At 44.5% G+C, this 21,103-nt stretch carries 22 protein-coding genes; 9 read left to right on the top strand and 13 right to left on the bottom strand.

All coding sequences use genetic code 11. The features are described from left to right. The first annotated feature begins 92 nt into the window (after positions 1 to 92). On the top strand, positions 93 to 1,133 hold the full coding sequence (locus F0232_RS03965; RefSeq protein WP_105058698.1) for an acyltransferase: 1,041 nt from the start codon (positions 93 to 95) through the stop codon (positions 1,131 to 1,133). Between the two features lie 121 nt (positions 1,134 to 1,254). Here F0232_RS03965 and F0232_RS03960 read toward each other — a convergent pair whose 3' ends face one another. Both F0232_RS03960 and F0232_RS03955 read right to left on the bottom strand, forming a co-directional pair. Beyond that, positions 1,255 to 2,133: a 6-carboxytetrahydropterin synthase gene (locus F0232_RS03960; RefSeq protein ID WP_105058697.1), complete on the bottom strand. Its 879-nt coding sequence runs from the start codon at positions 2,131 to 2,133 to the stop codon at positions 1,255 to 1,257. Positions 2,134 to 2,362: 229 nt separating this feature from the next. Further along, entirely contained in the window at positions 2,363 to 3,187 is an 825-nt protein-coding gene (locus tag F0232_RS03955) for an AraC family transcriptional regulator (protein ID WP_105058696.1), read from the bottom strand. A gap of 110 nt (positions 3,188 to 3,297) precedes the next feature. On the opposite strand from F0232_RS03955, the gene F0232_RS03950 reads away from it, so the two are divergent. Both F0232_RS03950 and F0232_RS03945 read left to right on the top strand, forming a co-directional pair. Next, a complete protein-coding gene (locus F0232_RS03950) occupies positions 3,298 to 3,774 on the top strand; it encodes a YHS domain-containing (seleno)protein (RefSeq protein ID WP_061032918.1) in 477 nt (158 codons plus the stop codon). Positions 3,775 to 3,939: 165 nt separating this feature from the next. After that, a complete protein-coding gene (locus F0232_RS03945) occupies positions 3,940 to 4,566 on the top strand; it encodes an START domain-containing protein (protein WP_105058695.1) in 627 nt (208 codons plus the stop codon). 34 nt (positions 4,567 to 4,600) lie between these two features. Here the strand turns inward: F0232_RS03945 and F0232_RS03940 are convergent, their stop codons facing one another. The 4 genes from F0232_RS03940 to F0232_RS03925 all read right to left on the bottom strand — a co-directional run bounded on the left by F0232_RS03940 (position 4,601) and on the right by F0232_RS03925 (position 7,336). Continuing rightward, positions 4,601 to 5,131, bottom strand: a complete 531-nt coding sequence (locus tag F0232_RS03940) for a DNA mismatch repair protein (protein WP_105058694.1) — start codon at positions 5,129 to 5,131, stop codon at positions 4,601 to 4,603. Positions 5,132 to 5,139: 8 nt separating this feature from the next. Continuing rightward, positions 5,140 to 5,526 carry an MAPEG family protein gene (locus F0232_RS03935; RefSeq protein ID WP_105058693.1) on the bottom strand — a complete coding sequence of 129 codons (387 nt, stop codon included), beginning with the start codon at positions 5,524 to 5,526 and terminating at the stop codon, positions 5,140 to 5,142. 605 nt (positions 5,527 to 6,131) lie between these two features. Continuing rightward, positions 6,132 to 6,599, bottom strand: coding sequence for a YjiG family protein (locus F0232_RS03930; protein ID WP_004737023.1), 468 nt, complete (start codon positions 6,597 to 6,599; stop codon positions 6,132 to 6,134). Beyond that, on the bottom strand, positions 6,599 to 7,336 hold the full coding sequence (locus F0232_RS03925; protein WP_171750700.1) for a nucleoside recognition domain-containing protein: 738 nt from the start codon (positions 7,334 to 7,336) through the stop codon (positions 6,599 to 6,601). The genes F0232_RS03930 and F0232_RS03925 overlap by 1 nt, the downstream gene beginning before the upstream one ends. 531 nt (positions 7,337 to 7,867) lie before the next feature. Here F0232_RS03925 and F0232_RS03920 point away from each other — a divergent pair. Continuing rightward, on the top strand, positions 7,868 to 8,038 hold the full coding sequence (locus F0232_RS03920) for a hypothetical protein (protein WP_171730350.1): 171 nt from the start codon (positions 7,868 to 7,870) through the stop codon (positions 8,036 to 8,038). 214 nt (positions 8,039 to 8,252) lie between these two features. Beyond that, positions 8,253 to 9,692 carry a sodium:proton antiporter NhaD gene (gene nhaD / locus F0232_RS03915; RefSeq protein ID WP_061032914.1) on the top strand — a complete coding sequence of 480 codons (1,440 nt, stop codon included), beginning with the start codon at positions 8,253 to 8,255 and terminating at the stop codon, positions 9,690 to 9,692. Here nhaD and F0232_RS03910 read toward each other — a convergent pair. The 3 genes from F0232_RS03910 to F0232_RS03900 all read right to left on the bottom strand — a co-directional run bounded on the left by F0232_RS03910 (position 9,689) and on the right by F0232_RS03900 (position 12,136). Next, positions 9,689 to 10,078, bottom strand: coding sequence for a hypothetical protein (locus F0232_RS03910; protein ID WP_061032913.1), 390 nt, complete (start codon positions 10,076 to 10,078; stop codon positions 9,689 to 9,691). The two genes, nhaD and F0232_RS03910, sit on opposite strands and share 4 nt — an antisense overlap. 153 nt (positions 10,079 to 10,231) lie before the next feature. Then, the gene (locus F0232_RS03905; protein WP_105058691.1) at positions 10,232 to 10,714 is read right to left on the bottom strand and encodes a methylated-DNA--[protein]-cysteine S-methyltransferase; all 483 of its coding nucleotides are present in this window, start codon (positions 10,712 to 10,714) and stop codon (positions 10,232 to 10,234) included. A gap of 45 nt (positions 10,715 to 10,759) precedes the next feature. Further along, positions 10,760 to 12,136, bottom strand: a complete 1,377-nt coding sequence (locus tag F0232_RS03900) for an AlkA N-terminal domain-containing protein (RefSeq protein ID WP_105058690.1) — start codon at positions 12,134 to 12,136, stop codon at positions 10,760 to 10,762. A gap of 238 nt (positions 12,137 to 12,374) precedes the next feature. On the opposite strand from F0232_RS03900, the gene F0232_RS03895 reads away from it, so the two are divergent. Then, a complete protein-coding gene (locus tag F0232_RS03895; protein WP_008216777.1) occupies positions 12,375 to 12,578 on the top strand; it encodes a hypothetical protein in 204 nt (67 codons plus the stop codon). A 195-nt stretch (positions 12,579 to 12,773) separates the two neighbouring features. Here the strand turns inward: F0232_RS03895 and F0232_RS03890 are convergent, their stop codons facing one another. Beyond that, on the bottom strand, positions 12,774 to 13,664 hold the full coding sequence (locus F0232_RS03890; RefSeq protein ID WP_008216778.1) for a LysR family transcriptional regulator: 891 nt from the start codon (positions 13,662 to 13,664) through the stop codon (positions 12,774 to 12,776). A 154-nt stretch (positions 13,665 to 13,818) separates the two neighbouring features. Here F0232_RS03890 and F0232_RS03885 point away from each other — a divergent pair, with 154 nt between their 5' ends. Together F0232_RS03885 and nagB are read left to right on the top strand one after the other, a co-directional pair. Next, positions 13,819 to 14,172 (top strand): DUF413 domain-containing protein, encoded by a 354-nt coding sequence (locus tag F0232_RS03885; protein WP_008216779.1) that lies wholly within the window; start codon positions 13,819 to 13,821, stop codon positions 14,170 to 14,172. 536 nt (positions 14,173 to 14,708) lie between these two features. Further along, on the top strand, positions 14,709 to 15,509 hold the full coding sequence (nagB, locus tag F0232_RS03880) for a glucosamine-6-phosphate deaminase (RefSeq protein WP_008216780.1): 801 nt from the start codon (positions 14,709 to 14,711) through the stop codon (positions 15,507 to 15,509). A gap of 286 nt (positions 15,510 to 15,795) precedes the next feature. Here the strand turns inward: nagB and F0232_RS03875 are convergent, their stop codons facing one another. The 3 genes from F0232_RS03875 to F0232_RS03865 form a co-directional block, all read right to left on the bottom strand. Continuing rightward, positions 15,796 to 16,332 carry an MltR family transcriptional regulator gene (locus F0232_RS03875; RefSeq protein ID WP_193777311.1) on the bottom strand — a complete coding sequence of 179 codons (537 nt, stop codon included), beginning with the start codon at positions 16,330 to 16,332 and terminating at the stop codon, positions 15,796 to 15,798. A 50-nt stretch (positions 16,333 to 16,382) separates the two neighbouring features. After that, a complete protein-coding gene (locus F0232_RS03870; RefSeq protein ID WP_061032909.1) occupies positions 16,383 to 17,531 on the bottom strand; it encodes a mannitol-1-phosphate 5-dehydrogenase in 1,149 nt (382 codons plus the stop codon). Positions 17,532 to 17,714: 183 nt separating this feature from the next. Then, entirely contained in the window at positions 17,715 to 19,607 is a 1,893-nt protein-coding gene (locus F0232_RS03865; protein WP_105058689.1) for a PTS mannitol transporter subunit IICBA, read from the bottom strand. Positions 19,608 to 20,184: 577 nt separating this feature from the next. On the opposite strand from F0232_RS03865, the gene F0232_RS03860 reads away from it, so the two are divergent. Next, positions 20,185 to 21,051, top strand: coding sequence for a glycerol kinase (locus F0232_RS03860; protein WP_105058688.1), 867 nt, complete (start codon positions 20,185 to 20,187; stop codon positions 21,049 to 21,051). The last annotated feature ends 52 nt before the right edge of the window (positions 21,052 to 21,103 follow it).

Raw genomic sequence — 21,103 nt, 5'->3', positions numbered from 1 at the left:
CCTTCATATAAAGGTCGCAACCCTTGATTTAGCGCTAACTGGCTCAACAGAAAGGCTGCTAGATTCTACGAAAATTTTCTTAGAGATCTGATATGTCTTCCGTTCAAAATACGCCTTCACAACGCATCGCCAGTATCGAGTTGGGTCGAGTGATTGCTATCTTGGCGATCATTGGCTTACATGGCCAAATGGCCCTTACTTATTGGCAAATTAATGACGTGCCATGGATTGGTTACATTCTTAATCAAGCCGCGCGCTTTGCAGTACCTCTGTTCTTTCTAATTTCAGGTTATCTGATTCAGCCCAAGCTGACTGCCTCCCCGTGGCAAACCGTCATTAATTACTCTAAACCACTGCTTAAGGTTTGGTTGGCATGGAGCATCATTTGCTTAGTGATGCCATTCAACCTCGCTAGGGTTGAAGAGCTCGGTTATCTGGGCGAACGCCAAGGCTACTGGGGCTTTCTGATGAGCACACCGCTCAACTCTTTCTTAGAGGGCGGTTTAGTGCACTTGTGGTTTATTCCAGCTTTAGTGTTCGCAGTTTTGATCATCGCTTTGATGGTTGAGATGAAGCTCGATAGACTTTTATTGCCTCTCGCAATTGCACTCTACATCTACGGTGTTTTAGCGGGAAGTTATACAAGCCTGACTGGACTGGAAGCACCTTTCTTTACCCGTAACGGCCCGTTCTTCAGCACATTGATGGTCACCTTGGGTTTCCTTATTCGTCAGCATCAATGGAAAGTGTCGTCGGCTAAGGCGCTAGGATTAATATTGTTAGGCATGGGCATTCATTTTGCTGAAGCAGCATGGCTGTCTAAATTCGACATCGCATTCAACATCCATGATTTCTTGTTTGGTACTGCGCTATGGGGAATGGGCACGTTTATGTGGCTTCTAGCCAATCCAAACGTGGGCAATTATGGATGGGTTCGTGCTATCTCAAATCGCATGTTGGGTATCTACGTTAGTCACCTATTAATCATCATCTTGTTGTTCAATATCTGTGGTGTATTGGGCATTACGGAGCTAGCAAAAGACGTAACCGTATTCTTTGGCACCGTATTACTCAGCTTTGGACTGGTCGTTGCGATTGAAAAAAGCCCACTGCGACACGTACTGCTTCGTTAGCACTAACAGAATGACAATAACCTTCTTGGTTTAACTAGCCACAAAAACGAAAGGCAAGATAACTTAGTATCTTGCCTTTTTTTGTTCTGATAGAAAGTGAACTTGCGTCACCCGTGAGATGTTATCGGAACGCCATCGCGCCTTTACCTACGCCTTCATAAGCCACAATTTGTAGTGACTGGTTTTCTGCCAAACTTGGGGCAACTTGATCGGCGATATAGCCTGCCAATAGTTCCACTGTAGTATCCGTTGGCAAGATCTCTGTTTCACTCTTAGCGATCGCTAGCTCAAATTCACCTTGTGGCGCCGTATAACGGAAACCATAGTGGCTTTCGTCATTCGCGCTCTTGGCGTGCTCACTTAGGTTCAATGATGAAACCGAAACTTGGTCTTCTTTAGAGCCTAGGTAGATGTCTTCCCAACGCTCAGCAAACGCTAGCTCACGCTGTTCATCACGCTGGCCATCAACCACAATTTCAACCGGAGAACGGTGGCCATGCGCGATGCGCTGACAGTTACCATCGTGCTTTTTCAAACCATGGGTATAGTGGTAGAACGCACCATTAATATTCTCATGACGTAGAGTGATCTCTAGCCCTGTGACGTTACTTGGTAGGTTGTCGCGAAGAATGTCATAAACGTGTGCGGTCACGCTCTCAATGGTGATCGCTTCAGCATCAATCAAACAGTAGGCCTCATCAGGGCAGTGCAGATGCAGGCTCTTGTCACCACGCAGCACATCTACCTTAGAGTAACCCGCTTTGCTTGCTTGATGTACGATTGCAGCGTTTTTCATTGGCAGCAGTAAGCGGTGGTCAACATGCTGATCAACAAGGTTTTTGATCTGTTTTTTGACTCGGCTAAAGTCCAGCACCATGCTCATTTCGTTCAGTTCACCAGACATGGTGACATCTAAAATCCAACTATCTCCTACGACCCCTCTGTGTTCACAGATGTATGAAGAATCGATAACGGTAAGGTCTCTTACAAATAGGTTCAAGTGGAACTCCTTAGTGCTTTAATGAGATACGGGAGGCTGAATAATGTTCAGCAGGCACTTCGTCTCATTGATGTCTGATAAAATAGGACGGGCAGGATGTTACAACGAGCTTATAAAGTCCACCTTTTTACACCGTCATTCGAGAAATGAACAAACTACGCTCAATTTCCGCTAAAACATAGGCCAGTCTCATGCCAATAGCGATATTATAGGTAGGGTTGCCAGTGCTTTACGACACATTTTGCTTTAGCCATAAACGTGGCGACATTCCGGTTACGTGCTGAAACGCACGAGAGAAGCCGGAGTAACTGTTGTACCCCACTTCATCCGCGACCCAGTTGATGGGCTTGTTTTGCAACAGCAACGATTGAGCCACAGACACACGCCACTTTTGGACATAATCACCCGGAGTTTCGCCCACCTCGCGCTTAAATGCTTCGATGAACTGGGTGCGAGACATCGCCGCCAATGAAGCCATTTTCGCTATCGAAAAGTGTCGAGCTGGCATTAGGTGAATGGCGGTCACTACCGGAGCAAGTCGTGGGTGAGCAAGCGCAGAAAATACGCCTTGATTGATTTGCTGTTGTTCAATGAGATGGCGGAAAATCAAAGCCATTAGCGCGTCACTCAACTTATCCATTAAGTATTGCTGGCCTGATAACTCTTGGTTCGATTCTCGAAACAGCACCTCAATCACCGGCATAAGGTTAGGTGCGTCTTCAAACGGAATCACGATCACGTCAGGAAGAGCAGACAACAGAGGATTCATTTGCCCTGAACGGTATTCCACACTCGCACACACAACTTCTGCACCGTCTCCAACCCCTTCAATCGCGTGTGGTGTGCTATTGGGTAAGTAGACGATACAAGGCTGAGAGAGCTTCCTGTGTTCCATACTAGAGCTCGATAGAGTCAACTCACCGGCACTCAATACATGAAGGTGCCCTTCTTTACCCTGTTGCGCGTTGAATGACGATACCCCACACAAGTTCCCAGAATAGAAAACACCGGTGCGTATCGAGAAATGTTCCATTAGTTGTGACAGCAGATCCATGCATCCTCCGAACGATTCGCTTACTTTTTAGTTCTTTTGTCCCTCTATAGACCGGACTAGTCGGCTAATTTATTTCATACAAGTTAACTAATACTGACAAGGAACTTGATATGTCACATTTAAAATCGACCAGTCAAAAAATCACTCTTACAGCCGCGTTACTAGGCGCGAGCTTTTCACTAATGGCAGCTGACCTTGATATGAGCGTTGATAGTAACGACCTCGCGATTAAAGGCTACGACCCGGTTGCTTATTTCGACAGTAAAGGGCCAGTGAAAGGCACGCCAGAGTTCACAGCTACGTACAAAAATGCCATTTATCAGTTTGTAAGCAGTGAAAACCGAGACCAATTCCGCGAAGATCCACAAGCCTATGCGCCTCAGTACGGTGGTTACTGCGCCTTTGGTGTGGCAATGGGTAAGAAGTTCGAAACCGACCCTTTAGCTTGGAAAGTAGAAGATGGAAAGTTGTACCTGAACTTAGACAAGTCAGTGCAAAAACGTTGGTTGGAGAACACACAAGAGTTCATCCAAGACGCCAACAACAACTGGACGACAATCAAAACTGTCGAAGCCTATAAGCTCTAGATAAATTGCCACTGCACTCCCTGTCTATAAACGGAAGACCCTCTGTCTTCCGTTTTTCCCAATATCATAGTAACCATATTCAATACGCAGCATCTTACGACGCGAATCCAACCTATTTTTATTCTATACTCATGGCAGATAAGCTTTTCATTTCATGGAAGAATAATGATATTACCTAGGATTTTGGTACTTGGACTCTGCCTGTTTTCATCCCTCTCTTATGCGACTCCGTGGCAGTTCGTTAAAAGTGATGGTGGCATCACTATACATAAGCGTAATCACGGAAATGGTCTTGTTGAAGTTCGAGCGCAAATGCAGGTCGAAACCAGTTATTCAGGCTTTCTCTTATTGTTGGAAGACAGCGATAACGTACCGAATTGGATCGACAATGTGTCGCACAGTGAAGTGTTAATGCAAATATCTAACAATGAGAATATCGTCTACACCCAGTTCAAAGCTCCTTGGCCTGCTCGCGACCGAGATATGGTGACGTATTCGAAATATGAAGTAGAAGACGGTCAATTCACCTTAACCATCAAGGATGCGTCCAATTACATGGCTAAAGAGTCGGGGTATATTCGAATCAACGAGGTCGATGCGCTATGGGTTTTGCAGCCTCTAACCAATGGCCTGACCCACATCACCTATACGGCATATGCGAATGCGGGTGGTATTTTGCCTGACTGGTTAATGAATCGCTTGTCAGCTAACAACGCATTCAGTACCTTCAAAAAGCTTAAAGACCAGCTTCCAAAGTACCAAGGGCAACAGCACCCTAACCTGGGCCAATAACTCGACATCAGGTCTGGCTTAAGGCATGCGACGGTTAATTTCGTCTCGCCAGGTCACGCGCAAGGATCAATGCTAAGCCAAAGATCTGAAGAAAGAGCGCAATATTTTTATAGAGGGTCATCTGCTCTTCAAGAGCTTGGAGGAGTTCAGATAAGGTTAGATTATCAAGGTAGAAGTCATCGATACGTGTACGTTGTGATTGCTGAGCTTGGTTAATCAACATCATGATCTGAGAAAGGTTTTCGACGGTAATCTCTGGGACTTCGCCACTGACCCACGCACCAAGCTGACCACGCATTGCTTCTTCTAATTCCGGTGTCACCGCTGAATTTGAAGAGGTACTGATATCCATGTGCAGCAACATAGATTCACGCTTACGTTCTAAGGTTTCAATCGTATTCCAAGCCAACTGAATCGAGTATACATTGCCCTGTTGACGCTCTCGATACTGAGCTTGTTCAACCACCATTTTGTCGAGCACTAGGCTCGACACAACAATAGCCAGAATATTCAGCACTAAACCTGTTAATACAATCATCCATGGTTGAGGGAGGCGTAACGCCATGCATGTCCTTATATAAGCTTATCAAAAGGAAGATAAATCAAGTTTAGAACAACTAAAGACACCATGCTGGCAAAGGTCAAATACATGCCTTGCTTTCTTCCCTTCAGACTACGAGCGAGGATGCTTTTCCCATGAATAATACGACCAGCAACAAAAGCAACACCAATAACGTGGATCAGCCATACATTGGCGCCGTTGAACTCGAGCAACACCATCAGTATCACGGTAATCGGAATATAGTCCATAGCATTACTTTGAGCGGAACGAGCCACTTGTAACGATTCAACACCACCATCTGCGTGTGCCACTTGATTCTTTCTTCTTTGCTTAATCACTTCAATAGAAAGCCATAACATGACCAAAGTGAGCAACGAAGCATATAACGCTGTAACCATTATCATTTCCTACTGGTTAGTTTATTCGGCGGACTACCTCAACGTATCTGTATTCAGCAAACAAAGAGCATTCACGCCCGCACATGTGTAAGAGATCTCTCACAACAAACGTAAGAGATTACAATCAAGCTTCGCAGAAAAATCCTAGATTACAAACCCAAGCCCTTGTTTTGTATGAGTCCGCACAGTTTTTCTTAGCTTTGCCTTGAGATTATTTGCTTGAGGTAGATTGTGGGAGAAGCCTCCAGAGTGTTTAATATACGTGTCGACAGGGAGTTGGCAGGAACAGGAAAAAGCCTAATGGATTAGGTATCTTCAGGATGAAGATTTGATGACTTAGGATGAGTTATCAGCAAGGAAGTTATTGCTCTAGGATAGAGTCACTTGTCAGGATGATGAGTTTGCAAGGACACCGCTAGGAAGGCGATGGATTGGATAGGTTAAAGGATTTAGCCACGTCAAGGAACGATGCAGGGAGCACCAGTTACCTATTGAAAGATAAGTAACGCGCAGTAGCAGGATGGCTACAAAAAGAATAGACCCCGTTTGGTGAAAGCCAAACGGGGTTTCCTTTTTCTAAAGCCCAAGAAACTTCAAAAGCTAGGCTACAGAATAATGTTCATTAGGAACATCGCACCAAACGCATTCAACACTGAAATAGCGATCATCACTGGAATGTAACGGCCTTCAGTACCAATTGGTCCCATGATACGGCCCATGTATTGAACCTGTGAGCCCATCAAGTAAATAGCTGGCGCTAAGATCGCAATATGATTGCCATTCAAGATACCTTGGTCAAACAGCGTGATGACCACACCCACTGCACCGCCCATCGACATCCACGCACCGATCAATACTGCAGCTGCTTCACCCGGCAAACCAAACACCGCCATGATTGGAGCAAACACACTGCCCATCAGATCCAACGCACCCGTAATCTGCAATGCTTTGATGATTACAAACGCCATCAGAACGTTTGGCACTGTCGAGGTGGTCGCAATAACCCAGCCTTTCTTAGCACCTTCAACGAAAATATCAGTCACCATTGGTTTCTTTGCTTTTACTTCGCTCATTATGCTACTTCCTCTTCCAGTTTTTGTTCTTTGTCTGATTTTGGTTTGTCTTCTTTACCTTCAGTAATATTGAGGTAGATACGGAACAGGTTCGCGCCGACAAACTTAAAGATGAACATCACCGCCACAGCAAGACCAATAGATGATGTTACCGCGAGAGAACCGCCCATTGCGGTTAGAGTAAATAGCACAGCGCCAGACGAGAAGAAGTTAACGATCGCCGCACCTGCTGTGAATTGGAACATGGTAAAGACATCGGTTTCGCGCTTGGTTAGATGCCCTTCATCTTTAAGCTGACGTGTCATCGCGGCACCTGCATCGGTACTTTGTAAAGAAGCGATCAGTGCCAAGCCTGAGTTACCAGGAATACCCATAAGAGGACGAAGTAGTGGAGTAAGCAGTTTACGAGCCGCATCCAGTGCACCGTAGTGCTCAAGTACGTTGATCATACCCAAAGCAAACATCACGGTCGGAATAAGTGTCAAAGCAAAAATGAAACCGTCGCGAGCACCGCTACCGCCTTTACCACGTAAAGAAGTGGTAGCTGCTTGGATACCATCGGCGGATTCACTCACATCGTAAGCGACTTTACCAAATGAACCGTTAAGCGTCGTAAAATCGAATACGCCATACCATTCATTGGACTGCATTAAGCCGGAAAAAAACACAACCGCGAAGGCGAGTGCGATGTAACTACCGATCGTGACTTTACGATCGGTTTTCGTTGGATTAGTCATAAGGACCTCTATACATCTGGTTTGTATGGAACAGAACACGCATAGATAGTGCAAACTAATGAGAAGAAGGTTAATGACCAAAATCAAACAGAGTATCGGTTTAAATTAAAGATGATAGGCAACATATAAAACTGTGACTATGGTTTAGATATCGAAATATAAACTGACAAAATCCTCATATTTCACATACAAAACTAAATAAATTTTGCTGCAATGGCGTAACTGAAAGCATACAGAAGAGACACAAAAATCAGCGCCAACGGATAAGAACCTGGATAGTCCGATCTCTGATAATAATGTGAGAGATCTCTTACATAAATTTTTAGTTAAAATTTTATTTGATTATAATACAGATACTTAAATCATGACTTTTCTTCCAAAGCGCAACCGTTTTCATTCTGCTGATTGAGTTTTAATCCAAGCCGAATTCATGAGCCATTTTATAAAGGATTTGAGCTTGATTCGAAATTCCAGCTTCAAGAGGTGCTATAGACTTCGCGCAGCCAATATAGAAGGAAAATGGTGACAAAAATGGAAATGAGAACACTCAAATATCAGGTAATGGGTAAAGGCATGTGGATCACTGCCACGGTATCTCGCGTAGTTGCGGACAAACTTGCGATGGAATACCAATCCTATGGCTGGCCTGTTGAGATATGTGCTGCAGAACAAACAATGACGTTTGATCTTAATGCTGCATAATATTGGCGACACAGAATAAGCTCTATCGGCCCTAAATCCGGTAGGGCTTTTTCTTTATCCGCTTCTACATGCACGACCATATTTCGTTTGCATCACAGTCTCTTGCATCCCCTGTAATCGATTGAATTATTAAGATATCTATCACACTCCATGTGGTTATTTAGGTCTACGCTTTTACGCGTGTTAATAACTTATTAACTTTGGAGCGTAATCCATGCTAGGTATCCAGCTTTCTGTTGTCCTCTCTTTGCTGTTTTTTTCTACGGTAGCAAGTGCCGCCACTTCTCAGTTGGGAGAACCACTCAAGCTCACTAGCTCATTTGCTGGCTACCTATCACTGACCATTTTCGTTGTCGCCTACATCGTGGTGATGATGGAAGAGTATCTAAAACTCCGAAAATCTAAACCCGTTCTGCTAGCTGCTGGTCTGATTTGGATCATCATCGGTTTCACATACCAAGAACACAATCTGACTGAGGTCGCTAAACAAGCACTCGAACACAACTTATTGGAATATGCCGAACTGCTACTCTTCCTGCTCGTCGCCATGACCTACATCAGCGCTATGGAAGAACGAAGACTGTTTGATGCGCTGCAAGCCTGGATGGTCGGTAAAGGCTTTAATTTTCGTTCGCTGTTTTGGTTAACCGGCATTCTGGCGTTTTTTATTTCTCCCATTGCCGACAACCTCACCACCGCTCTGCTGATGTGCGCCGTGGTGCTTAAAGTAGCGGGTTCTAATCCTAAGTTCGTTAACCTTGCTTGTGTGAATATCGTTATTGCCGCCAACGCTGGCGGCGCATTCAGTCCATTTGGCGACATCACAACCCTAATGGTGTGGCAGGCTGGCTATGTTAGCTTCAGCGAATTCCTCCCGTTATTTATCCCTTCCGTAATGAACTATGTAGTCCCTGCGGTAATCATGTCTTACTTTGTACCCACCACCCAGCCCGACACAGTACATCAACACGTTGAACTCAAGCGTGGTGCAAGACGGATTGTGTTGTTATTTATCATGACTATCGCGACCGCAGTGGCTTTCCACGCTGTGCTGCACTTCCCTCCAGTGATGGGGATGATGATGGGACTCGCTTACCTGCAGTTCTTCGGATACTTCTTGCGTAAAACTCTGCCCAACTCGCTGGCGAAGAAAAAAGCAGTGGCGATTGCCAATAATGACGAAGGTGCGTTAAAACGACTCGGGTCTGTGGTGCCGTTTGATGTATTTCGAAGAGTGTCTCACGCAGAGTGGGATACATTATTGTTCTTCTACGGTGTGGTAATGTGTGTGGGCGGTTTGAGCTTGCTCGGATATTTAGAGCTGGCTTCGATTTTGATGTACAGCCAGTGGGACCCAATTTTTGCCAACATTATGGTGGGCATCTTATCTGCGATTGTCGATAACATTCCAGTGATGTTTGCTGTGCTATCGATGGAGCCACAAATGTCGATGGGGAACTGGTTACTGATCACCTTAACCGCTGGAGTTGGGGGGAGCTTGTTATCGATCGGTAGTGCTGCTGGTGTGGCCTTAATGGGCGCGGCGCATGGTAAATACACCTTCTTTGGTCACTTAAAGTGGATGCCAGTCATCATGGTTGGCTACGCCGTCAGCATCGCGGCTCACTTATGGCTTAATGGTGGGTTATTCTAGTTAGATGAGCCTTCTTGCTGCGGGGTTTCGACTCGTGTCCAGACATTGCTCAATTGCATCGCTGGGCATTGGTTGCAAGTGAGCACCTCACCTTGACGTTGAATTCTCATCACCAAATCAGAATCCGTTCGGCTGCTTCCTGAATTCAGCTCAATGGTTATCAAATCGTCTTCAACGCTGTAGCTACGTGTCACTGTGTTATCCGTTGCCTGATAAGTAACTTGCCCCGACTCAAAAAGCAAATAGCTGTTGTTATCAGTACTTTCATACATACCTTTAAATAGAACCAGCTGTGGAACTTCAAAAGGTTGACTGGTGTCGCTTAAACAACCTGTCAGTAACAGCGTACTACTGCAACTGAGTAAGAAAGGGATTTGACTATTCATTTGGGCATCCTTGCCTAGAGAACATGATTAAAGAATATGCAACCAAATAGGTATTTTCCACAATGTGACGATTTTATTGCAAAGTCACACTTTTAAGGTCCCCAGGCTAAGTTCAACATTGCGAGGCATCACTTAACCCAAAAACCAAGCGCTCTATTCTTGGCCAATTCCCTCAATCGCCAACAAGCGCTGTTTACGCTCTACTCCACCCGCGTAGCCCGTCAACTTGCCATTTTTACCAATAACTCGATGACACGGAACAATCACTGATACCGGGTTCTTGCCATTGGCTAACCCCACAGCTCGCACCGCTTTTGGATTACCGATTGCGTCGGCTAACTGAGCATAGCTCCATGTTTCTCCGTAAGGAATAGTAGTAAGTGCGTGCCAAACCGATTGCTGAAACGGAGTGCCTTTGGCAGCGATCGGTACATCAAACTGAATAGCTTCTCCTGCAAAATAACGATCGAGCTGGTCTTTGACCGATTGGAAAATCGGAAAGCTATCTTCTTGTATACCTAAGTCTTCCGGTTTCGTTGTGTGTGTTTCAAACCAAACTCCGAGTAAGCCTTGCTCATTCGCCTGCAGAGTCACAGTACCTAACGGGCTGTCATAATATGTAAAACGGTTCGCCATGATTGCTCCTAACTTTGTATTGCGGACGTTCGCAAGTTACTCTTATTAAGACTGATTCCAACAGTGGAACGTAGCGTAACTGCCCCACGGTGAAACACTCTCTATATTGATAGCCGGTCGGTGCTCAATAAACTTCTTCACCACTAAATCACCCACTAGCAAATGATTCGGCTCACTCAAGCCACGAAGTAATGCGTATTGTATGGTCCAAGGGCCAATGCCTTTTAGGTCAATCCATTTGGAAGGGTGCTCGGCTTGGTTGTCGACCATGTATTCGGCAAAACGTTTTAGGGTTTCCTTTCGGCTTCCCGGCATTCTTAAGAAGCTTAAATCCGCCTCAGCTATTTGCTTTGGAGTCGGAAAGTATGTTTCCTCGTCTGCACCAGACAGCTCTCTAACCAACAGGTTCAGCTGACCAATCGCCGCAGTGACCGAAACTTGCTGACCGAGGATCGCCCTAACTCCGGCCTCCCAAGCACTCCACACCCCAGGGATACGAATGCCACTTCTGGCGACTAAGTTAGTATCTATCGTCGCAAAAAAGGCTTCAACTTTAGCGATGTCGACATCAAGGTCGAACATACGTCGAATATGAGCAATCAAACTTCGCAGCTGATTGATATCATCCAACTCAAACTCAATATCCAAGCTATTATCTTTGACTAAGGTCGCCTTGAACCAGCCCTTCGAGCCATTCACCTTAACCGTACGTTGGTAATAGTCCTCGCCGACCTCTTCTATTCCCTCAATCATTCTTCGTCGATAAAAGTCCAGCAAATGACTCCAATCTAATGGGCCATGAAAAGTCAGTTGGACGTGATTACTCAGACTGTCATCAGGTTTGGCTCGTCGAATCTGACTGGGTGAAAGCTTCAGCTCTTTTTGAAAGGCATCATTGAAACGACGCGTACTATTAAAGCCACTCGCAAAGCCGACATCCGTAATACTCATACTGCTGGTATGCAGTAACTGCTTGGCAAACATCAACTGGCTGTACAGGCTATATTGCTTAGGTGACACACCGATATAAGTATCGAACAAGGTACGTAAGTATCGATCAGATATCCCCAAACGCTCTGCGAGATCGGTGATTGAGCCTGAACCCAATGCGCCGTTATCGATCAGCTGCATCGCTCTAAGAAAAGTGGTTTCAACCCCTTTCCATGCTGGTGAGAAAGGAGCACTGTCTGGTCGACAGCGTAAGCAAGGTCGGTAGCCTGCTTTTAATGCCTGAGCCTGATGAGAAAAATATTCGACGTTCTCTTCTTTCGGTGGTGTTGCGGGGCAGATAGGGCGACAGAAAATACCCGTCGTTTTTACCGCAGTGAAAAACATACCATCAAAACGCGCGTCTCGCGCATAGCGAGCTAAGTGGCACTGCTCATTAGTTAACGTACTGTTGTGATGGATATTTTTCGACATACTCTATTCTTCCCTTTGGCCATAATTTTGGCTCCGATAACAAAAAGTTTACCGTGAATAACCACTGTCGCTAGCCACTTTCGGAACTGAAGGTTAGATAAATCACAAAAAAGGGTTTTATTTTTATCCAATTCGACTAAATTTAATCAAGAGAAGTCAATCTTCTCACAACGTCAAACGATAGGTACTTAGCACGCCAAAGATGCAGAGACCTATCGAATATAAAAAGGAAAAGGCTATGGTTCTTCACACGTGTCGTATTGTTTTATCAAACCAACAGGTTCTCACCAGTCAATCAGTCGAGCAATCACTTGGCTTTCTTGAAGAAAAAGCGGATCATGGGATTACTAAAATTGAGATAGACGCAACGGACGGACACACCATCCATTCGTACATGTCACACTCTCTTGAAGAGTCTATTGAAAACCTAATGAACCTATAAGTGTCCTGATAAATCTCTACGTGTTCTCACGCGATAGAAATAGGGATACGCGTACCAGGCTTAAACAGTTTTCCGACTTAGAGCTTTCTCTAAATTGGGCAATATGAATATATCTGGTTTAAACAAAAAATGGCTCCCCAACTGGGAGCCATTTTTTATCTCATCAACACTATAAGTTGGTGGCAGATTGTAACTTTATTCTGGCGCTTGCTCAGCTGCTTGTTGCAATGTGTACGCTGTCGATGGGTCGATCTCATTAACCAACTTCTCGACCTGCATGATCGCATCGACCGAGGTGCTGTTTTTACGGTAGCTCAGATAAATCGGGCGATACCAATCTTCCACCCCTTTCACCTTATGCAACTGACCCGACTCGATAAACGGTTCAACAAGAGAAACAGGTAAATAAGCACTACCGCCTTTCTCTAAAATGAAATCAAGGGCGATACGAGCGGTAGAAGTGCGTAAGTACGGTGCTGGTACTTTTGGATGACGCTCTGCGTGCTCAGAACCAAAACGCGTTCCCCAATCGACATAAACATATTTATGTTGGAACACGGATTCCAGATCATCAGGCTGTGTCGACACCAAAACGAGTACTAAGTCAGCGACTTTTTTACAGTTCAGCTCTTCTGCTTTGATCTGGTCAAAAGCGAAAGCCATATCTAAGGTACGTTCTAGCAAGTTTCGGTTCAGTTGCTCACGCCCCATCACCTCTGCCATAAAGCCGTAACCACCAAAAGAATCGGTCACGACGCTCAAACAGTTTTGCAAATACGCATCCCAAATATTCGGCGTGCCACCCAGTGTTAACTGCAAGGCTTTTCCGCTCTCTAATGACAGCTCAAACTTGGCCTGCTGTAAGGTTGAAACCATCACCTCAGCGTAACCAATCAAACGCTCACCGGAAGAAGTGAGCTTTATGTTATTGCGGTCACGAATGAACAACTGAGTATCAAAATAGCCTTCCAGCTGTTTGATTCGCGCACTCACCGCCGCTTGTGTTAAATACAAGTTTTCAGCAGCACGCCCAAAGTGGCGCACCCTTGCAACCTCAAGAAAGGTTCTAAAGACTTTCACATCCATCAAATACATCTCTGTAATAAATCTGCTAACAAGCGGATCTAGGATTGTTTATCGTAAAGGCAAAAACGTTTTGTTTCCTATTTTAGCCTTTTAACAATATTTTCGCGTGAGCAATAAACACTAATTTCTATCTAACCACATTACTGAGGCTGATATGTCTGAGACCGAATTCCGTCACGGAAAAAAACGTTTTTATGACACCATTAAATTCCCACGAGGGTTCGCTAAGTCGGGTGATTTTACTCTTTCAGAAGAGGAAATCCTAACCTTGTTTGGTGACACTATGCTTGCACTCGAGACTGGCGAACTTACGCCAACCAATGCAGAAGAAAAGCACTTCATTAAAGTGTTGTCTCACCCTCATAAGGCAAAGTCCAAGTTAGAGCGTGTTTGGTTGAAGTACATTCAACTGGCTCGTGGACGCCGTCGCTTTCATACCCTAAACGGCTGCAAACGCGGCGAGGTGCCTAGGGAAGAATACGACAGTGAGTTAGTGTTAGAAGATTAGTAAAATCGCTCAAAGTGATACCTCATCACTTTGGGCTTTTTTTTACCTTCAAGGTTTACACTTCAAACTCGCCTTTTCTCCGTAATTGGTAAGTTTAGCTAACCTAGTCAGTTTTACCAATATTTATAGATAATTCATAACGATAGCGTGAACAAAACGCTCATATTACTCAATCGAGTGAGTTTCTAACCCAACCTAGTTTATCGTTCACCATCTGAATCTTCCTTTTATCACGATAGTGTCACGTTGCCATCATTATTTTTCTAGGCTCAACTATACTCACAAGGCTCGCCAATAGACCGACTGTTTCAGAGCCTGAATTGAATCAACATCGCTGTATATGACAAGCGTATTAATCTTGTTTAACGCCACCAAATATCCATACAATTATTGTGCAATTTTGAGAGTTCTAGTCACAGATACGATGAAAAAAGTAAAAACTTGACCTAAAACAATAGCAGAACTCGATAACTTATTTTATAATGCGAATTAATGTTTCAGAACACTATAAAATTTAATTTCTAGGGGCAAAATCAATGAGACTTATTCCATTAAGCAACAAAGCTAAAGTAGGTAAATGGGCTGCTCGTCATATCGCAGATTCAATCAACAAGTTCGCTCCAACGGCTGAGCGTCCATTTGTACTAGGTCTTCCTACTGGTAGCACACCTCTAACTACTTACGCTGAGCTAATTGAACTTTACAAAGCTGGCGAAGTTAGCTTCAAGCACGTTGTAACATTCAACATGGATGAGTACGTTGGCATCGACCCTAACCACCCAGAGTCTTACCGCACATTCATGCACGAGAACTTCTTCAACCACGTTGATATCCAAGCAGAAAACATTAACCTGCTAGACGGTCAAGCTGAAGACATCGATGCTCACTGTGCAGCATACGAAGAGAAAATCCGTTCATACGGCAAAATCAACCTATTCATGGGCGGCGTAGGCATCGACGGTCACATCGCATTCAACGAACCAGGTTCTTCTCTATCTTCACGCACTCGTATCAAAACGTTGACTGAAGACACTCGTATCGCGAACTCTCGTTTCTTCGATGGCGACATCAACCAAGTTCCTAAATACGCACTAACTATCGGTGTTGCTACTCTTCTAGATTCTGAAGAAGTAATGATCCTTTCTCTAGGCCACAACAAAGCACAAGCGCTTCAAATGGCTATCGAAGGTTCTGTAAACCACATGTGGACTGTTACTGCTCTACAAATGCACCGTAAAGCTATCATCGTTGCTGATGAGCCAGCTCAACAAGAGCTAAAAGTTAAGACTCTACGCTACTTCCAAGAGCTAGAAGCTGAAAATATCCAAGACCTATAATCTCAGGTTTTGTTGAACAAAAAGCCACATCATGTGGCTTTTTTTGTACCTGAAATTTGCGGTCGATATGCTGAGTTGCTTATTAGTTTAGGCAGTCAGAACGGACGACAATCTAGAGAATCATTTCCCATATAAGTCATGCGCAAATCAAAAGAAGTGTTGGTTGGAGTGAATACAAAAAAGCGATTACTCAATAACAGAAACCGCAATCAATATTTATTCTAGGATGGGTAAAACAAGTTGTCGCGAGTTGTTGTGTCGCTAAGAAAGCGCCCAATAACGAAATCTAAGAACTCAAGGCGTTGTCGCGACATAAGGTGTTAATAATGTCTGTGATAGCCAAAACAATGGTCGACTTCACTTTCTGATGGTGTCGCCCTAAGAACATTTGAAGCATCGGGCCAGACATGGTTTCAACCATCTCTGCATCGTATTCGATAGGCATAATACGCTGAATCGCGTGCACCTTATTAAGCTCAAAGATCACGTCAACTTCAGTAAAGCTGGTGTCGTCGCCTTGTAATTTCGCCCACTCTTTCAAGGTAACGAAAACCTCTAAATCGTCATAGAGCTCTTTACTGATAACCCCAAGACCCAAGAGTAACTTACCACGAACCATTATCTCGCCTAATGGCCCACCGCTGTTGAGTAGCGGTTCAACAACGAATTTAATCGCCGTGTCGTCTTTCTTAAAGATGTTTTTTAAAACCGCATCCACCGTGTCATCCAATGCATCATAAGCTGCCATCAAGCAGGCGCTAGCACTCTCAGCTTCAGATAAGGCTTCGAGTAATTCAGTTTCATGACTAGGATGTATTGGCATAACGGCTCGGCAATAAGAAAGTGCCACAGGTGTGGCACTTTGATGATTTATCATTTCAATGCTAGATAAGCTTGTTCCGCTAGTTTAACAACTTCTGAGTCGATATTCAGCTCAGAATAATGCGTTAATGTCTCAGCAAAACCTTTTTCTGCGAACATTGCCTGAAGTTCAACCGCTTGAGGGTCATCTTCATTCTTGTAATGGAACGCAGCAGCGATTGCTTTTACAAGGTGCGCATTCGGTAGACCATACTCTAATGTACCGTTTAAAGGCTTAACCAGACGATCCTGTGGGCTCAGCTTGCGAATTGGCTGACGGCCAACACGGTCCACTTCATCACGTAAGAATGGGTTAGCAAAACGACCTAGAATTTTTAGGATGTAAGCCGCGTGTGCTTCTGGATCAAAGCCGTAGCGCTTAATAAGAACTTCACCGCTCTCTTCCATGGTTGCTTTTACTTCAGCATAAATCGCTTGATCTTCAATCGCATCTTTGATTGTTTCGTGACCCGCTAGCACGCCAAGGTAAGCGGTAACCAAGTGACCTGTATTAAGCGTGAACAATTTACGCTCAACGAAGGCCATTAGGTTGTCAGTGCACTCCATACCTGGGATGTTTGGAATCTCACCTTTAAATTGTGTTTGGTCTACGATCCACTCGCTGAACGTCTCAACCGTCACTGCTAGTGGGTCTGTTTCGCCTGCTTCAGCTGGCGGTACGATACGGTCAACCGCTGAATCAACAAAGCCAATATGCGCTTCAGTGAACGCTTTCATTTCATCAGAAAGGTGCTCTAAAACCGCAGCTTTAAGCTGGCTAGTACCACGAACCATGTTCTCTGCTGCGATGATGTTCATTGGTGCAGTGTTGTTTGCTGCTGCACGCTTTTCAATACCTTGAGCAATAGACTTAGAGATAATCTTAAGAACCGTTGGACCAACCGCCGTGGTCACAATGTCAGACTCAGCAATGCAATCGACCACTGCGCTTGTTGCCGAGTTTACTGCTGTCACGTTCTTAACGATCTCAACAACGCACTCTTCACCCACAATCTTCACTGGGTATTCTTGGCGTTCAATTAACGCATTAACAACCGTTTCATTTACGTCAGCAAAAGTAACCTTCATACCAGCGTCAGCAAGAAGCTTACCAATGAAACCACGACCGATATTACCTGCACCAAAATGTAACGCTTTCATAATTTTGACCTTATAAATATTTGAATCTAGATAGCTAACTGCTCAACCACATGCCTGATGATTAACTAAAGACATTAAGCAGTAAGCTATTCAGACTGAATCTTGTTAAGACAGATTAAGACCGAAAATGAGGCCAGTAGGGGGATACCGGCCTCCTTCACTTAGGAGCTTGACTAGAGCTTTTTAGTTTCCGTTGAGAATGCGTAGAACATCAGCAGGGTTTGTTGTGTTCTGTAGGCATTCCACAGCGTCTTCATCATCAAGTGAATTGGTAATAGCCATCAGCACCATGTTGTGCTCATCGCCTTGTGCGGCAATACCGATAACCATCTTCGCGATATCGTCTTCATCTTCGCCCCACTGAATACCTTCAGGGTACTGACAGAATACGATGCCGGTTTTTTGTACATATTGTTTCGCTTCGATTGTGCCGTGTGGTACTGCGATAGACTCGCCTAGGTAAGTAGATACAAGCTCTTCACGAGCAAACATGCCATCTACGTATTCTGGTGATACATTGCCAAGCTTCACTAATTGGTCGCCAGCAAACTTGATAGCGTCTTCTTTCTGAGTCGCTTTAAGGCCAAGGAAAATGCTGTCATTAGTCAGTGCAAGCTTGTTGCCTTCTTGAGTTGGTGCTGCTGCAGGAGCCGGAGCTTCTACCTTCGCTTCACCACTTTGAGCATCGACAAGTTCTGCTACTAGGTTGTCGTATACTGCGCCATCTAAGAAGTTGTTCAGAGACATGTGCATTGCACCAGGAATGGTTTTACGTGCACGGTCTGTTAAATCTTTATGCGTAATAACAATTTGTGAATCAGCTGGTAGGTTGTTGATTGCATAGTTAGTTACCGTGATATTTAGGCCCGCTGCATCGACTTTCTTACGAAGTAAACCAGCACCCATTGCACTTGAACCCATACCCGCATCACATGCTACGTATACTGCTTTCACGTCAGCTAGGTTGATGTCTGCACCCGTTGCTGCACCTTTAGAAGACGCTTTCATGTCTTTCATTTGTGCTGATGCTTTCTCTAGTGAATCTTCCTCATCATCTTGCGCTGATGTTTTAAGAAGGATTGACGCTACAACAAACGATACTGCCGTTGCTGCGATAACCGATAGAATCACGCCGATGTAAGAGCCTTTTGGTGTCATCAACAGAATCGCGAAGATAGAACCAGGAGATGCTGGAGAGATTAGGCCAGAGCTGAACATTACGTTAGTGAATACACCAGCCATACCACCTGCGATTACCGCAAGGATTAGACGTGGGTTCATAAGAACGTATGGGAAGTAAATTTCGTGGATACCACCTAGGAAGTGGATAATAGATGCACCCGCAGCAGATTGTTTCGCGCTGCCTTTACCAAATACCATGTAAGCAAGTAGTAGACCTAGACCAGGACCTGGGTTTGCTTCGATTAGGAAGAAGATCGAGCGACCCATCTCTTCAGATTGCTGGATACCTAGTGGAGAGAAGATACCGTGGTTGATTGCGTTATTTAGGAATAGAATTTTCGCCGGTTCAACAAAGATAGATGCTAGAGGTAGTGCACCCGCTTCTACCATTGCGTTTACACCAGCCGCAAGTCCGCCAGACAGAATCTTAACCGCAGGACCAATCACGATGAACGCGATGATCGCACAGATCATGCCGATGATACCCGCAGAGAAGTTGTTCACTAGCATTTCGAAACCACTCTTCACTTTACCGTGAACAGCTTCATCGAATTTCTTGATTGCGATACCACCTAGTGGACCAACAATCATTGCACCCATGAACATAGGGATGTCAGTACCAACGATAACACCCATTGTTGTGATGGCACCTACTACCGCGCCGCGGTCACCACCAACCATCTTACCACCGGTGTAACCAATCAATAATGGCAGCAAGTAAGTGATCATAGGACCAACCATTGATGCTAACGTTTCGTTAGGCCACCAACCTGTTGGGATGAATAGTGCTGTAATGAAACCCCACGCAATGAATGCGCCGATGTTTGGCATTACCATATTGGATAAGAAACGACCAAAGTTTTGAACCTTGATCTTTGCTTCTGGTGATAACATAGGTAGAACCCCGTAGTGTATTGGTTGGTCAAATGACCGAAAGTGTGTGCTCAAAAGTTGATTAAAATGTATCACAACATTTCCAAAATGCACTCCAGCCCAACTTTAGTGACAAGCATCACACACAAAAAACACTTTCGGGTTAATGGTGATGCTTTAGATCACAAAAGTGTCATGAATTTAAATTACAAAGCAAAATAAGTGAGAATAACTCTCATTAACTCACGATCAAGATCACACTTCATGGTTCGATCGCTAAAAATAAATGGTGATATAAATCACACTTAATAAAAGATGCATCTTAAAAACTATAAACCATGTATGAAGGAACGCCATTCCTAGTGGGATTTATATGCAACCAGAGGGGTTAAACCTCATTTTCTGTAATTTAATTACAGAAAGTATTGAAGGACTTTCTTGATGCTGTTTTGGAGAACGCTTCCCCCAATTAAACTAAAAACACATGGGCAATCAGAAAAGGAATGACGCGAAGTAGATGTGTTATTCTAATCACTTGTTTTGGTTGAATACCTCCCCCACACCATCTAGTTGTCAGGTGACGACTTAAGAGAAGGCTATGTCAGACAAGATCTCCACATCAGCTCTCGCTAAACAAAAAGGCATAGAAGCCAAAGCCCTGTTTAGTGATCTAAAAACAGCCGGCTATATCGTACGTTCACAGGATCGCTGGATACTGACAGAGCGAGGAGAAAGCTTTGGTGGGGAGTATGTACAACACAAAAAGTTTGGTGTCTTTATTGTATGGCCAGAAAAACTGCTTATCGACTTGGACTCCTTCTCTGGAAAAACACTCACCGCGACTCAGCTTGGCAGTGCTTTCAAGCTCAGTGCAAAAAAGATCAATCTCTTGCTCAATGAACTTGGATGGATAACAAGAGAAGAAGACGGTTGGCATGTCACCTCTACAGGTTTAAAAGCGGGCGGGGAACAGAGAGAAGATAAAACCACACAGAACCTATTTGTGATATGGCACGACTCATTGATTCGCAATAAACGTTTAAAGCAATCTGTTGTCGAGTTCTTGGGACACGATGCAGAAAGCCATTCTACCGACGTGTCATTTTCTAGCTTTCGCCAAAAGTTCGAGGCCAAGCATAGAACCTTGGATGGGCACTATGTTCGTTCAAAAGGAGAGCTGATCATCGATAACTGGCTATATATGGCAGGTGTGGTACATGCGTACGAGCGTCCACTGCCAATAGCGAAAGAAGTGATCAGTGACTTTTATCTTCCAAGCGGCAAAGTATACATTCAATTCTGGGGAACCGACTCTGCGCCAATCGCCGAGGAAAAACGTGAAGCGACGAGAAAAATCTATGATGAGCATGGTTTTGGCTTAATCGAAATCACACCGGAAGATATCCCAAACCTAGACAGCGTACTTCCACCATTATTGCGCCAATATGGCATAAAGGCGTACTAAACAACTGATCTTAGCGCGCCATAACACATCAAGATCACACTTAATTACTTAT

Origin of the sequence: Vibrio sp. T3Y01 (assembly GCF_013114525.1) — a bacterium.
Classification (GTDB): Bacteria; Pseudomonadota; Gammaproteobacteria; order Enterobacterales; family Vibrionaceae; genus Vibrio; species Vibrio chagasii_B.
This window is presented reverse-complemented; position numbering and strand designations above follow the sequence as displayed.